The sequence below is a fragment of the Chromohalobacter israelensis DSM 3043 genome (assembly GCF_000055785.1).
Taxonomy (GTDB): Bacteria; Pseudomonadota; Gammaproteobacteria; order Pseudomonadales; family Halomonadaceae; genus Chromohalobacter; species Chromohalobacter israelensis.
Window position 1 is genome coordinate 1,801,120 of the sequence record NC_007963.1, and the last position, 14,100, is coordinate 1,815,219.

The window sequence follows — 14,100 nt, forward strand, 5'->3', positions numbered from 1 at the left end:
CAAAAACACGTACCATGAGCCCGGCTCATACCAAGGAATCGATGTCGATGCTGGATCGCTTGCCGTTTCTTATCGGACTGCGCTACGTGCGCGCCAAACGTCGCAACCATTTTATTTCCTTCATTTCCCTCACTTCCATGCTCGGCCTGATGCTGGGGGTGGCGGTGCTGATTCTCGTGCTGTCGGTGATGAATGGTTTCGATCATGAACTGCGGACGCGGGTACTGGGCATGGTGCCGCATACCCGCATCGAAGCCCAGGGGGGCATGACGGACTGGAAGGCGCTCGCCGAACGCCTCGAGAAGCGTGATTACGTCATCGGTGCGGCCCCGTTCGTGCAACAGCAGGGGATGTTTTCCTCCGAGGGGCGCACGCAAGGCGCGATGGTCAACGGGATTCAACCGGACTATGAAAGCAAGGTCTCGATCATCGACGAGCACATGACGCGTGGCTCGCTGGATGATCTGGCGCCCGGGGAGTGGCACGTGGTGCTGGGGGATCTGCTGGCGCGCAATCTCGGCGTGGGGGTCGGGGATCGCGTGACGCTGCTGGTGCCCGAGGCCTCGATCACACCGGGAGGCGTGTTCCCGCGGCTCAAGCGCTTCACCGTCAGCGGCATCTTCAAGGTGGGGGCCGACCTGGACGCCAACCTTGCCTATGCCAACATCCAGGACATGCAGACGCTGGGACGCCTGGGCGACTCGGTGGAAGGCCTGCGTCTGGAACTGGACGACCTGTTTCAGGCAGGGCCGGTCACGCGCGCGATCGTGAACGACCTGGGGAGCGGCTATCGGGGGGTGGACTGGACCTACACCCACGGCAATCTCTTCCAGGCCATCCAGATGGAAAAGCGCATGATCGGCCTGCTGCTGATGGTGATCGTCGCCGTGGCGGCATTCAATATCGTCTCCACGCTGGTCATGGTGGTGACCGACAAGCATGCCGACATCGCCATCCTGCGGACCATCGGCGCCAAGCCGGGGACCATCATGCGCATCTTCATGGTGCAAGGCATGGCGATCGGCATCATCGGCATCGTCGTGGGGGTGTTGCTCGGCGTGGTGCTGGCACTGTCCGTGTCGGATCTGATCGCCTGGTTCGAGGCGTTGACCGGTATCCACTTCCTGGACCCGAATGTCTATTTCATCAGCTACCTGCCCTCGCAACTTCAGTGGAGCGATGTGGGCATCATCGTGGGATCGGCCTTCGTGCTGACATTCCTGTCAACGCTGTATCCCGCCTGGCGGGCGGCGCGTATTCAACCGGCCGAGGTATTGCGCTATGAGTGAGGACACCGCGATGGCATCGAACGACACCCCGGCGTTCGCCAACAACGAGATCATGCTGAAGTGCGAGGGCCTGACGCGCATTTATCGCGAAGGCCCGCAGGATGTCACCGTGCTCGATGCTCTGGAGCTGGACGTGCGCGCCGGCGAGCGCGTCGCCGTCGTGGGCAGCTCGGGCTCGGGCAAGACGACGCTGCTCAATTTGCTGGGCGGGCTGGATCGCCCGAGTGCCGGCGAGGTGCGCATCGCCGGTCAGTCGCTTGCCGAGATGGGGGAGGCGGCGCTGGGCAGCTTCCGCAACCGGCACATCGGCTTCGTCTATCAGTTCCACCACCTTCTGGCGGAGTTTTCGGCACTGGAGAATGTCGCCATGCCCCTGCTCATTCGGGGGCAGACGCGCCAGGAGGCCCAGGCGCGGGCACGGGAAATCCTGGCGAAGGTGGGCATGGAGGCGCGCGGCGAGCATAAGCCGGGCGAATTGTCCGGTGGCGAACGGCAGCGTGTCGCGATCGCCCGCGCCCTGGTGACCGATCCCAGCCTGGTGCTGATGGACGAGCCGACGGGCAACCTCGACCAGACCACGGCAGGCCACATTCTGGCGCTGATGGACGGGCTCGCCGCGCAGAGCGCGTGCGCCTTCATCATCGTGACGCACGACCCCGGGCTGGCCGCGCATCAGGACCGGGTCATGCGTCTCGATCAGGGGCGCCTGAGCGAGGACGCATAGCACTTCATGCCTGGCGCTGGCGGCGCTGTCGAGCGCGGCGCTTCCAGCTCCGGGCCACCTGCCAACGCCAGATCAGGCGAATCGTCAGGTTGCTCAGCAGCCCCACGACGATCGCCACCACGATCGACCCGGTCAGCAGGGCCGGCAGAATGTCCGCCATCTTCTCGGCGATCCACGAGGTCGAAAGTCGGTCCGGCATGTGCCTGGCCGGCGTGTCGAGCAGCCAGGCGCCCACCCGATAGTTGAAATAGAAGATGACCGGCATGGTGAGCGGGTTGGTCAGCCACACGAGGCTGACCGACAGCGGGAGGTTGCAGCGCAAGAGCCAGGCACCGAACGCGGCGGCCAGCATCTGCAAGGGAATCGGCAACAAGGCAACGAACAGCCCGACCATGAAAGCGTTGCCCACACTGCGGCGTGACAGCATCCATAGCGACGGATCGCCCAGCAGGTGATGCATGAAACGCAGCGATTTCTGGCGTCTCAGCGTTTCCGGCCGGGGCATGTAACGCTGCAGGAGTCGGCGAGGCATGGTCCACGGGCTATCGAAATGTCGATTCATTATCCATACAACCCGATGCTCTCGCCATCGTTGCACGCAAGCCGGCGACGATCGATCATATATCCGTTTTTTCTAAATTGAAGACTCGGACGGATGCGGATCGGTTGGGCGATGCCGCTGGCGTTGTCGGCCCTGGTCGGTAGCGTCTGGGGCGGGTGGGGCGTGTCGAGCGCCGCGGGGCCGTGGGGACTGCTGTGCCTGCTGGCGGTGGCTCAGGCCCGCTGGCGCGGGCTGGCGATGCTGCTGGTGGCGGGATGGTGTGCGCTGAATGTCGCCGTACAAGCGGCGGGCGAACTCCCCGACGGGCTGGCGCGTCAGGATGTCGCGCTCGAGGGGCGGGTGACACAGGTGAGCCGCGATCGCGGGCTGGCCAAGCTGCGCCTCGCGGTCGAGCGCTGCGTGCCCCGGGCAGCGGGATTGCCGCCTTGCACGCGTCTGTCACGGGTACGCCTCTCCTGGTACGACGCGCCCGCGCTGCGTGTCGGCGATCAGTGGCGCCTGACGGCGCGCCTGCGCCCGCCGCAGGGCTTCGCCAACGGCTATGGTTTCGACTATGCCGCGTGGCTGTGGCGTGAAGGCATCCAGGCGACGGGCTATGTGCGTGATGCCGCGTCCGCGCAGCGCCTCCAGGCGGCCCCCGCCGGCCTGCGCGAGACGGGGCTGGCATTTCTGGAGGCACGTGCGTTGTCGCCGCTCGGCAAGCGCTGGCTGGCGGCATTGACCCTCGGCGCCGGCGAGCGGTTGACCCAGGACGACTGGGATCTGCTCAACGCCACCGGTACCACGCATCTCATGGTGATCTCGGGGTTGCATGTCGGCCTGGTGACGAGCGTCGCGCTCTGGCTGCTGCGTTTCCTGGCGCGCGTCGTGACGCCGGGACGCTGGCGCCTCGCGGCCTGGCCGTGGTGGCTGGCCGGGGCGGCGGCACTGGGGTATGCCGGCCTGGCGGGTTTCGAGCCGCCGGCCCTGCGCGCCACGGTGATGGCGCTGCTGGGGTTGTGGGTGGCCAGCGGTCGCCATGCGCCCGGCCCCTGGCAGGCCTGGTGGCTGGCATTGCTGGTGGTCGTCACGGGCGATCCGTTGACGGTGTGGCAACCCGGGCTCTGGCTGTCGTTCCTGGCGGTAGGGGTGTTGATCGCCGCCTGGCAGGGCAGGCCGGTGCCGCGCGGCGCGAGGGGATGGCTGCTCGCCCTGGTACGCTCGCAATGCCTGCTGGCGCCCTTCATGGCGGCGGCCGTGCTGGTGGGGTTCGAGCGCTTGTCGCCGGCCGCGCCCTTGATCAACCTGGTTGCCGTGCCGCTGGTGGGAAGCCTGATGGTACCGCTGGGGCTGGCGGGGTGGGCCCTGGCCTGGTCGCCGGGGCTGGCCATGTTGCCCTGGCGGGCCTTCGATGCCCTGGCCCAGCTCGTCTGGCAAGGGCTCGCGTGGATGGGCGAAATCGTGCCATCGTGGTTGCCACCGGGCGAGGAAATTCTGCCCCTGGCGTTGCTGCTGGCCGCCTGGGGGGGAGCATGGCTGATGCCGGGGCTTGCGCGGTCCGTTCGTGTGTGGGCCTCGCTGAGCCTGATCGCTCTGGCACTGACCTGGCAGCCTTCGACGATTCCGCCGGGGCGGGTCGTGGTCATCGTCCACGATGTGGGGCAGGGGCAACTGGTCGAACTGCGCAGTGCCACGCAACGCATGCTGTTCGATACGGGGCCGCGTTACGGCTCGGGGTTCGCCCCCGCCGCCACGTTGTGGCCGCCGGGGCGTCGCTTCGACGATGTCATCGTCAGTCACAGCGATCGCGACCATGCCGGCGGCGTGGCCACGTTACGCGACATGCATCATGTCGGGCGCTGGTGGGGGCCGCCGAACATGGCGGTGGGCGTTGCCACGCACGCCTGCCGTCAAGGCGTGGCCTGGCGGCGCGACGAGGTGAGTTACCGGTTCTTGTCGCCGCGTTCCGGTGACTCGGCATTGAGCGACAATGATCGCTCCTGCGTGCTGAGCGTGACGGCCGGCGGGCAGCGCTTGCTGATCATGGGAGATGCCGGCACCACCATCGAGCGTCGTCTGCTGCGAGACATCGAGCGCCCGCTGACGGTGCTGATCGCCGGCCACCACGGCAGCCGTACGAGTTCATCGCCGGCCTTCGTCGCGCGGGTACATCCTCGACATGTGATCTTCAGCGCCGGCCGCGACAATGCCCATGGCCATCCTCATCCCGAGGTGGTGCGCCGTTTCCGGCGCGCCGGGAGCTGTCTGTGGAATACCGCCGTCGACGGCGCGCTGCGTTTCACCCTGGGCGAGTCTCCGTTGCGCATGCGGCCCGCGCGCCCGCCCGGCGGTGTCGAAGGGCCGTGCATTGGGGTAGAATCCGGCGATTGAGCGGTCACCCCTCGTATCTCGTGTGGCATCGCTCTACATGCAGAGCCGGGCGAGCGTCGCCGATGGCCATGCATGGCGCTCGGGACGGTGGCGAAGGGCTGCCATCCGGGCGTCATGCAGCGACTTCAGTATTTGCCCCCCGGAGATGGGGCGAGCAAGCCTCTCGACAAGCGGAGACGCCGTGAGAAACGCTACCAGTTGGTCCCTTTACCGTCGCTTGCTGAGTTACGTCAGACCGTATTGGAAGGCATTCCTGGCCGCCGTGGTGGGCTATGCCATCTATGCGGCCTCGAGCACTGCGCTCGCGGAGATGATGAAGCGTCTGATCGACGGCATTCAGAATCCCGATGCGGCATTTCGTCTCATGCTGCCCCTGTTCGTGATCGGCATGTTCGCGGCGCGTGGCGTGGGAACCTTCCTGGGTACCTATTACATGAGCGACGTGGCCCGTAACGTGGTGCATGCACTGCGCTGCGAGGTCTTCAATCACATGCTGCGCCTGCCGGGGCGTTTCTTCGACATGCACTCGAGCGGTCATCTGCTCTCGCGCGTCACCTACCATGTCGAACAGGTCACCGGGGCGGCCACCAACGCGATCACCATCATCCTGCGCGAAGGGCTGTTCGTGATCGGTCTGGTCAGTTATCTGCTGTGGACCAACTGGATGCTGACGCTCATCTTCATGGCCGTCACCCCGTTGATCGGGCTGGTCGTCAATTACACCAGCAAGCGTTTCCGCCGCTTGTCGCGGCGCATACAGAATTCCATGGGCGATGTCACTCATGTGGCGTCCGAGGCGCTGTCGGGGTATCGCGTGGTGCGTACCCACGGTGCCGAAGCCTACGAAAAGGCCCGCTTCGCCGAGGCCAGCGATTACAACCGCGAACAGAGCATGAAGGTGGCCCTGACCAAGGCGGTGAGCACGCCGGTCATTCAGCTGCTGGTGGCGCTTTCCCTGGCGGGGCTGGTATGGCTGGCGATGTCGCCGGCACTCATGGCGTCGATGACGCCGGGCGAGTTCGTGGCCTTCATCACCGCTGCCTCGTTGATGGCCAAGCCGGTACGCCAGCTGACCGAAGTCAACAGCACGATCCAGAAAGGGCTTTCCGCCTCCCAGGAATTGTTCGGCCTGCTCGAACAGCCGCCCGAGGTCGACGAAGGCAGCTACGTGCCGGCGCGCATCGACGGTCGTGTCCGCTTCGAGGGCGTGCGCTTTCGTTACGGCGAGGATCAGGCGGAAGTGCTCAAGGGCATCGACCTGGACGTGCCTCAGGGCGAGATGATTGCCATCGTGGGGCGTTCCGGCAGCGGCAAGTCGACGCTGGTCAGCCTGATGCCGCGCTTCTATCGGCCCACCGAAGGCCGGGTGCTGCTGGATGACGTGGATATCCAGGAATACGCGCTGTCACCGCTGCGTCAGCGTATCGCCCTGGTGTCCCAGCAAGTCACGCTGTTCAATACCACCATCGCCGCCAATATCGCCTACGGCCATCCCGACGCCGATCGCGAGGCGGTCGAGAGCGCGGCACGTTCCGCCTACGCGCACGAGTTCATCGAGCGCTTGCCCAACGGTTACGATACCGTCGTCGGCGACAACGGCGTTATGCTGTCCGGTGGCCAGCGGCAGCGCCTGGCCATCGCGCGGGCCATCTTCAAGGATGCGCCGCTGCTGGTGCTCGACGAAGCGACGTCGGCGCTGGATACCGAGTCCGAGCGCTATATCCAGCAGGCGCTGGAACGGGTGTGCCGGGGACGCACGACCTTCGTCATCGCGCATCGCCTGTCGACCATCGAACGTGCCGATCGCATCCTGGTCATGGAGCAGGGCGAAATCATCGAGAGCGGCACGCATGGCGAACTGTTGGCCCAAGACGGTGCCTATGCGGCGCTTCATCAACTGCAATTCCAGGAGGCCGAGTGAGTCGCTTGCAGGATGCCTGGTACCGCGACGCGGCCTGGCTCGTACCGTTGCGTCCCTTGGCGGGGCTCTACGCCCAGGTCATGAGTGCGCGACGTAGAGCCTATCAGCGTGGCACGAAAAAAGTCTGGACACCCCCGGTGCCGTTGATCGTGATCGGCAACTTGTCCGTGGGTGGCACCGGCAAGTCACCCCTGGTGGCATGGATGGGGCGCTGGTTACGAGAACGCGGCTGGCACCCGGGCATCGTGTCGCGGGGATATGGCGGCCATGCACATCGTTATCCGCTGTACGTCACGCCGGAAACCTCGCCCGTGGAAGCGGGGGACGAGCCGGTCATGCTCGCGGCGCAGACAGGACTGCCCGTGGCGGTCGACCCTGACCGTCCGCGTGCCGCGCGCAAGCTGATCGCCGCGGGGTGCGACATCCTGCTCTCCGACGACGGTCTGCAGCACCTGGCGATGGGACGCGACATCGAACTGGTGGTCGTGGACGGCGCAAGGGGGTTCGGCAATGGCCGTTGCCTGCCCGCCGGGCCGCTGCGCGAGCCGCTGTCGCGCCTGCACGAAGTGGATGCGGTGATCGGCAACGGCGCCCTCGCGCAGGATCTTCCCGTGCCTCATCACGGCATGCGCCTGGTGCCCTCGCGCTGGCGGCATCTGATCGACGATGTCTGCTATCCCATCGAGGGGCGTCCCTTCAATGGCCGTGTGCACGCGCTGGCGGGCATCGGCCATCCCACGCGGTTTTTCGATACCCTCAAGACGCTGGACGTCGAATTCGATCCCTGTCCGCTGGCCGATCATCATCGATTCGATGCCGCCGATCTTCAATTTTCCGATAACCGGCCGGTCGTGATGACGGCCAAGGACGCGGTCAAATGCCGGCCCTTCGCTCATGAACGTTGCTGGGTGCTCGATGTGGAAGCGCATCCCGACGCCGCATTCGTGACATGGCTGGAGGGCCGCTTGGCGGCGCTGACCGAGAGGTGATGCATGGATAAGGAATTGCTGGCGATGCTGGTCTGCCCCCGCTGTCAGGGCAAGCTGAAGTACGACCGCGAACGTGCGGAACTCAAATGCCACTTCGACGGACTGGCGTTTCCCATCGAGGACGAGATTCCGGTGATGCTCGAAGAGCAGGCGCGCCACATGGATGCCGACGAAAAGCTGGGCAAGGCGCCGGGCGAGGCGCGGGATGCCACCTCATGAGTGATGTCGTGGTCGTGATACCGGCACGCTATGGCGCCTCGCGCCTGCCGGGCAAGCCCTTGCTGGACCTCCACGGCGAACCGATGATCGCCCGCGTCTGGCAGCGCGCGTGTAAGAGTGACGCGACGCGGGTGGTGATCGCCACCGATGACGAACGCATCGAGGCGGCCATGCAGCCGTACGGCGCGGACGTCATGCTGACCGCGCCCGATCATCCCTCGGGCACCGACCGCCTGGCGGAGGTCGCGGCCCGGCTCGAGCTAGATGCCGACACCATCGTGGTCAACGTGCAGGGGGACGAGCCCCTGTTGCCGCCGGCGTTGATCGACCAGGTGGTACGCCGGCTGGCCGACGACACCACGGCCTCCATTGCCACCCTGGCCGAGCCCATCGGCGACGTGGAAACCTTGTTCAATCCCAACGTGGTCAAGGTCGTGCGCGACCTGCACGGGCGCGCCCTGTATTTCTCGCGGGCGCCGGTGCCCTGGGATCGGGAGCATTTCGCCACGCGTCCCGATTGCCTGGCGACCGATGCCTGGCTGCGTCATATCGGCCTTTACGCCTATCGTGCCGGTTTTCTGGCGGCGTATGTCGACTGGCTGCCGTCGCCGCTCGAGCAGCTGGAACAGCTCGAACAGTTGCGTGCCATGCACCATGGGCACCGAATCCAGGTGGCGCTGGCCGCCGAGGCGCATCCCGCGGGCGTCGACACCGAAGCGGATCTCGCGCGGGTTCGTCGCTTGATCGCCGAGGGGGAAGGGGCGGCATGATACGCATTCTGTTCGTTTGCCTGGGCAACATCTGCCGCTCGCCGACCGCCGAGGGCATCGTGCGATCCCGCCTTCAGGCGGCGGGGCTGGCCGACGAGGTGGCGCTCGACTCGTGCGGTACCGGGCGCTGGCACGTCGGGGAGCCGCCGGATCCGCGCGCCCAGCAGGAAGCCCGCGCACGCGGCATCGACATCGCCTCGCTGCGCGCGCGCCAGCTCTCGGTGGAGGACTTTCGGCGCTTCGACTACCTGCTGGCCATGGACGCGGAGAACCTGGCCCATATGCAGCGCATGGCGCCGGCGGACTGCCAGGCGCACGTCGGTCTGCTGCTGGACTTCGCCGGCGAGCGGGGACGCTCGGTGCCGGATCCCTACTACGGGACGGACGACGGCTTCGCCGAGGTGTTCGCCCTGATCGAGCAGGCGGCGGATGGGCTCATCGATGCCTGCCGGCAGCGCCTGGAGCGTGGCGATGCACATCGCTGACGACGCGCCCCTCGACAATACCCTGGGGTTGCCGTGCCGGGCGGCGCGCCTGGTCGCGGCGACCACCCGCGATGACATCCGTCAGGCGCTGGCCATGGCCCGTCACGACGAGGCGCCGTTGCAGGTGGTGGGCGGCGCGAGCAACGTCATCCTGCCGGCGCGTCTGCCGGGCGTGACGTTGCAGCTGGCATGCGACGACTGGTGGTGGCACGCGGTCGACGAGCAGACGGTGCAGGTGCATGCCGAGGCCGGCCTGTCGTGGCACGAGCTGGTAACCGCCTGTGTCGAGAAAGGCTGGTGGGGCATCGAGAACCTGGCCTTGATCCCGGGGCAGGTGGGGGCCGCGCCGATCCAGAACATCGGCGCCTACGGCGTCGAGCTGGCCGATGTCCTGGAGGCGGTGCATGTCATGTATCGCGAGGATGGTCGCGAGGAGGTGCTGCCCCGCGAGGCCTGCGACTTCGCCTATCGCGACAGTATCTTCAAGCGCTCCCTGGCGGGGCGCGTGGTGGTGACGAAGATCGTGCTGCGCTTGTCGCGCCGTCCCGCGCCGCGTCTCGGCTATGGCGATCTCGCCCAGCGCGTCTCGACGTCACCCACGCCGCACGAGATCTACACGGCAGTGTGCGCCATACGGCGCGAGAAGCTGCCCGACCCCGCGGTGCTGGGCAATGCCGGCAGCTTCTTCACCAATCCCGTGGTCGAGGCCTCGCATGCCGAGCGCTTGTTGCAGGAATTCCCCGACATGCCGCATTTCCCCCAGCCCGATGGCCGCATCAAGCTCGCGGCGGGCTGGCTGATCGACCGCTGCGGCTTCAAGGGACAGCGTTGCGGCGCCTTCGGGATGCATGAGCGTCAGGCGTTGGTGCTGGTGCACTTCGGTGGCGGCGACAGGCCGGCCTTGCTGGCCTGGGCCGAGCGCATTCGCGATGCCGTGCAGCAGCGCTTCAATGTGGTCCTGGAACGCGAGCCGCGTCTGCTGGGGTAGGGCGCTGCGGCACTCGTCGGCGTGGTGGGCACCCCACAGGAAGGCACCATGAAAAACGCCTGAAGGATCATCCTTCAGGCGTTTTCGTGTCGCGGTATGGCGTGTCCGCTCCGGGCGGCCCGGGGGCCGCCCGTGACGACTCAGGCGTTATCGTCGCCCCGGAAGAGGTTCTCCTGCAGACGACGCTGTTCGCGAGGGTCGTTGTGCGCGCGACGGCGACGACGCGGTGCGGATGCCGTCGCCTGCTGCGGCTCGGACGCCTCTGTCGAGGCCGTCTGCTCCGGCTGCGGTGCAGGCGTCTCGGTGGATGCCTTCTCCTCCGATGACGTTGCGGAAGCGTCGCTCGGCGCTTTCGGCTCCGCCTGGGGCTGGGACTCGCTGACCTCGGCCGGTGCTTGCTCGTCGGATGACGAGGCGGCAGCGGCGGCCGGCGTTGTCGGCTCCGCCTGCGGCGCCGGTGCATCGGTCGATGCCTTCTGCTCCGCCTGCGATGCAGGCGTGGCTAGCGTGTCGTCCTGCGGCGTTGCCGTGGAGGACGCGGCGTCCTGACGTGTGTCGACGTCGGCGTCCGCAGAGGACGTGGCAGGCGCTGTCGCCGCCTCGTCCTTCGTCACCGGGGTGGCAGCCTCCTGCTCGACGGTGTCGCGTCCAGTGGACGTGGCTTCGTCGGCGGCAGCGCTGGATGCCGGCTGGGAGTCGCTGACCTCGCCGCGAGGCGCGTCGGACGCACTGGTCTCGTCGGCCGGTGCCTCGGCGCTCGGTGTCGCATCGCGCGGCGCTTTCGGTTCGCTGAGCGCGGAGGCGTCATCGGCCGAGGGCGCCGGGGCAGAGGCTCGAGTGTCCGCATTTGCGGTCGCCGGTGCCTCGGAGGTGGCACTATCGGCCGGCTGCGCGGCGGCCGCTGCCTCGCGGGGCTGGGACGGTGCTTCAGCTGCCGTTTCCGGTGCGTCGGCCGACGTCTTGCCCTGCGGTGCCGCGTCGGCGGTTTCCGAGGCAGTCCGGGCCGGCTTGGACGCGTTCCGCGAGCGCTTGGACTTGGCGTTGCGCGACTTGGCATCTTGCGACGACTTGGCCGCCGCTGCCTGCGAGCTTTCATCCTCGTCGGTGGGGGCGGCCGCTGCGGCCGGCGCATCGCTGGGTGCCGTGCTCGTCGGCTCGGCCTCGGGCGAAGCCTGGGCAGCGGTGGCCTGCGGCTGTGTGTTGTCGCCCGTCGACGTTGCGCCTTCGGCTTCCTGCTGCGCCTGCAGCTTTTCCTGCTCGGCGACCGCGTTCGGATTCACGGCATGCTTGCGACTGCGCTGACGCGGATTGTTGCGCGTGCGCTTCGGCTTGCCGTCGCTCTTCGGCGCGTCATCCTGGCTCGGCGTCGTCTGCTTGTCGGACGTGGCCTGCTTGTCGGGCGCGCTCTGCGAAGGCGTTTCCGCCTTGGGCTTGCCGGCCTTGGCGTCCTTGTTTTCCTCGCGGGGCTTGTTGCCGCCCTTGGTGGCGTTGCGTCCATCGTTACGAGAATCGCTGCGCGAGTCGTTGCGCGCGTCGTTGCGAGAGTCGCTACGCGTATCCTGGCGGCCCTTGTCGCTGCCACCGCTGCCGCGTGCGTTCTCGTTACGGCCACCATTGCCGCCATTGCCGCGCGAGGAACGCGAGCTGCGGTTGCCATCACGGTTGTCGCTGCGCGACGCCTGGCGATCCTGCGATTCCTCGCCGTTGCGACGCCGGCGATTGCCACCGCGACCGTTGCCGGAGCCGGCATCGCGACGGCTATCGTCGTTCTGACGCTGCTTGCTGCCGGTGTCACCGTCGCTGCGCGAGGTGGACGACTGGTCGCTGCCTTGCCGCTGACGCCGTGCCTCGCTGGTGGTTTTCGAGGCTCCGCTCTGCTGGGCCTGATCGTTCGACTGCTTCGACGGCGAGGTGCTGTCCTCGCCGTTGAGCAGCTTGCCGAGTCCTTTTACCAGACGTGAGAACAGGCCGCTCTCGGCCGGCGTGGAGGCCGGGGCGTCGGCGGCGGGCGCCGGCGTCGGCGTCGCCGGCGGTGCGGTATCGTGCTGCAGCGAGGTCGGCGCCGGGGCGTTGTGGGCCACGCTCTTGACCGCCGCTTCCGCGCGCTGCATCGGCTTGTCGAGTGCCGGATCGGGTTCCTGTGTCAGCTCGGTGGTGGTGGGCAGCTCGAAGCTCGAGCGCTGGCCGTCTTCCTCGCTGACCTGGTCGTCACGCAGGCGCTGCACGTCGTAATGCGGCGTATCCATGTCGGGATTGGGCAGAAGGACGACCTGCACTCCCTGGCGCTGCTCGATATCGTTGAGCACGCTGCGCTTTTCGTTGAGCAGGTAGGTCGCCACGGGCACCGGGAGAATGGCGCGAATCTGGGAACTGCGTTCCTTCATGGCCTCTTCCTCGATGAGGCGCATGATCGACAGCGAAATGGAGCGCACGTCGCGGATGGTGCCCTGGCCGTTGCAGCGCGGGCAGACCACGCCGCTGGTCTCGCCCAGCGACGGGCGCAGGCGCTGACGCGACATTTCCATCAGGCCGAAACGCGAGATGCGCCCGATCTGCACGCGCGCACGGTCGAGCTTGAGCGCGTCGCGGACGCGGTTTTCCACTTCACGCTGGTTCTTGGCCGGCGTCATGTCGATGAAGTCGATGACCACCAGGCCGCCGATATCGCGCAGACGCAACTGGCGCGCGATCTCGTCGGCGGCCTCGAGGTTGGTCTGCAGCGCGGTTTCCTCGATATCGCTGCCGCGCGTGGCGCGCGCCGAGTTGATGTCGATGGACACCAGTGCCTCGGTGTGGTCGATGACCACGGCGCCGCCCGACGGGAGCTTGACCTCGCGCTGATAGGCGGTCTCGATCTGCGACTCGATCTGGAAACGCGAGAACAGCGGCACGTCGTCGGCGTAGAGCTTGATCTTGTTCTGGTAGGAGGGCATGACCTGACGGATGAAATGCAGGGCCTCTTCATGCACCTCGGGGCTGTCGATCAAGACCTCGCCGATGTCGTGGCGCAGATAGTCGCGCATCGCGCGAATGATGACGTTGGATTCGCGATAGATCAGAAACGGCGCGCTACGCTTGCCGGCTTCCTCGGTGATGGCCTCCCAGACCTGCACGAGGTAATCCATGTCCCACTGCAGTTCCTCGGGGGAACGACCGATGCCGGCGGTGCGCACGATGACGCCCATCTTGTCGGGCACGGTCAGCTGGCCCATGGCGTCCTTGAGCTGGGCCCGATCATCCCCCTCGATGCGCCGCGAAATGCCGCCGGCACGGGGGTTGTTGGGCATCAGCACGAGGAAGCGGCCGGCCAGGCTGATGAAGGTGGTCAGCGCGGCGCCCTTGTTGCCGCGCTCTTCCTTGTCCACCTGGACGATGACTTCCTGGCCTTCCTTGAGCACTTCCTTGATGTTGGGACGTCCGGAAGGCTCCTTGGTGAAATACTCGCGGGAGATTTCCTTGAGCGGCAGGAAGCCGTGTCGTTCGGCGCCGAAATCGACGAAGGCGGCTTCGAGGCTGGGCTCAATCCGCGTGATTCGGCCACGGTAGATATTGGCTTTCTTCTGTTCCCGAGCACCGGATTCGATGTCGAGATCGTACAGGCGTTGTCCATCGACGAGCGCGACGCGCAGCTCTTCGGGCTGTGTCGCGTTGATGAGCATTCGTTTCATGCAAGTCTCACTGACTAGGCGTGCCGGTCGAACGGCAAAGCGTGGCAGCGGTGCGACGAATCGTTTGCTTGCATGCTGGTGCTCAGTGCATGTCGTGACGATGTCTTGACGACCC

The 14,100-nt window shown here is 66.7% G+C and carries 11 protein-coding genes; 9 read left to right on the forward strand and 2 right to left on the reverse strand.

The genetic code is table 11. The features are described 5' to 3' along the window. The first annotated feature begins 47 nt into the window (after nt 1-47). Both CSAL_RS08060 and CSAL_RS08065 read left to right on the forward strand, forming a co-directional pair. On the forward strand, nt 48-1,289 hold the full coding sequence (locus tag CSAL_RS08060; RefSeq protein WP_011506881.1) for a lipoprotein-releasing ABC transporter permease subunit: 1,242 nt from the start codon (nt 48-50) through the stop codon (nt 1,287-1,289). A gap of 10 nt (nt 1,290-1,299) precedes the next feature. Further along, on the forward strand, nt 1,300-2,013 hold the full coding sequence (locus CSAL_RS08065; protein WP_043558215.1) for an ABC transporter ATP-binding protein: 714 nt from the start codon (nt 1,300-1,302) through the stop codon (nt 2,011-2,013). 4 nt (nt 2,014-2,017) lie between these two features. On the opposite strand, the gene CSAL_RS08070 is transcribed toward CSAL_RS08065, so the two are convergent. After that, nucleotides 2,018-2,545, reverse strand: a complete 528-nt coding sequence (locus tag CSAL_RS08070) for a DUF2062 domain-containing protein (protein WP_035412940.1) — start codon at nt 2,543-2,545, stop codon at nt 2,018-2,020. 123 nt (nt 2,546-2,668) lie between these two features. Here CSAL_RS08070 and CSAL_RS08075 point away from each other — a divergent pair, with 123 nt between their 5' ends. From CSAL_RS08075 to murB, 7 genes are all read left to right on the forward strand, one after another. Next, entirely contained in the window at nt 2,669-4,945 is a 2,277-nt protein-coding gene (locus CSAL_RS08075; RefSeq protein WP_011506884.1) for a DNA internalization-related competence protein ComEC/Rec2, read from the forward strand. Nucleotides 4,946-5,090: 145 nt separating this feature from the next. After that, nucleotides 5,091-6,866: a lipid A export permease/ATP-binding protein MsbA gene (gene msbA / locus CSAL_RS08080; protein ID WP_050934509.1), complete on the forward strand. Its 1,776-nt coding sequence runs from the start codon at nt 5,091-5,093 to the stop codon at nt 6,864-6,866. After that, nucleotides 6,863-7,855, forward strand: coding sequence for a tetraacyldisaccharide 4'-kinase (lpxK, locus tag CSAL_RS08085; RefSeq protein WP_011506886.1), 993 nt, complete (start codon nt 6,863-6,865; stop codon nt 7,853-7,855). The genes msbA and lpxK overlap by 4 nt, the downstream gene beginning before the upstream one ends. A gap of 3 nt (nt 7,856-7,858) precedes the next feature. Next, a complete protein-coding gene (locus CSAL_RS08090) occupies nt 7,859-8,074 on the forward strand; it encodes a Trm112 family protein (RefSeq protein WP_011506887.1) in 216 nt (71 codons plus the stop codon). Beyond that, nucleotides 8,071-8,844: a 3-deoxy-manno-octulosonate cytidylyltransferase gene (gene kdsB / locus CSAL_RS08095; RefSeq protein WP_011506888.1), complete on the forward strand. Its 774-nt coding sequence runs from the start codon at nt 8,071-8,073 to the stop codon at nt 8,842-8,844. The genes CSAL_RS08090 and kdsB overlap by 4 nt, the downstream gene beginning before the upstream one ends. Continuing rightward, the gene (locus tag CSAL_RS08100; RefSeq protein WP_011506889.1) at nt 8,841-9,329 is read left to right on the forward strand and encodes a low molecular weight protein-tyrosine-phosphatase; all 489 of its coding nucleotides are present in this window, start codon (nt 8,841-8,843) and stop codon (nt 9,327-9,329) included. The genes kdsB and CSAL_RS08100 overlap by 4 nt, the downstream gene beginning before the upstream one ends. Continuing rightward, nucleotides 9,316-10,317: a UDP-N-acetylmuramate dehydrogenase gene (gene murB, locus CSAL_RS08105; RefSeq protein ID WP_011506890.1), complete on the forward strand. Its 1,002-nt coding sequence runs from the start codon at nt 9,316-9,318 to the stop codon at nt 10,315-10,317. Before CSAL_RS08100 ends, murB begins: the two co-directional genes overlap by 14 nt. A 140-nt stretch (nt 10,318-10,457) precedes the next feature. Here murB and rne read toward each other — a convergent pair whose 3' ends face one another. Then, nucleotides 10,458-13,985, reverse strand: coding sequence for a ribonuclease E (rne, locus tag CSAL_RS08110; protein ID WP_011506891.1), 3,528 nt, complete (start codon nt 13,983-13,985; stop codon nt 10,458-10,460). Nucleotides 13,986-14,100: the final 115 nt, after the last annotated feature.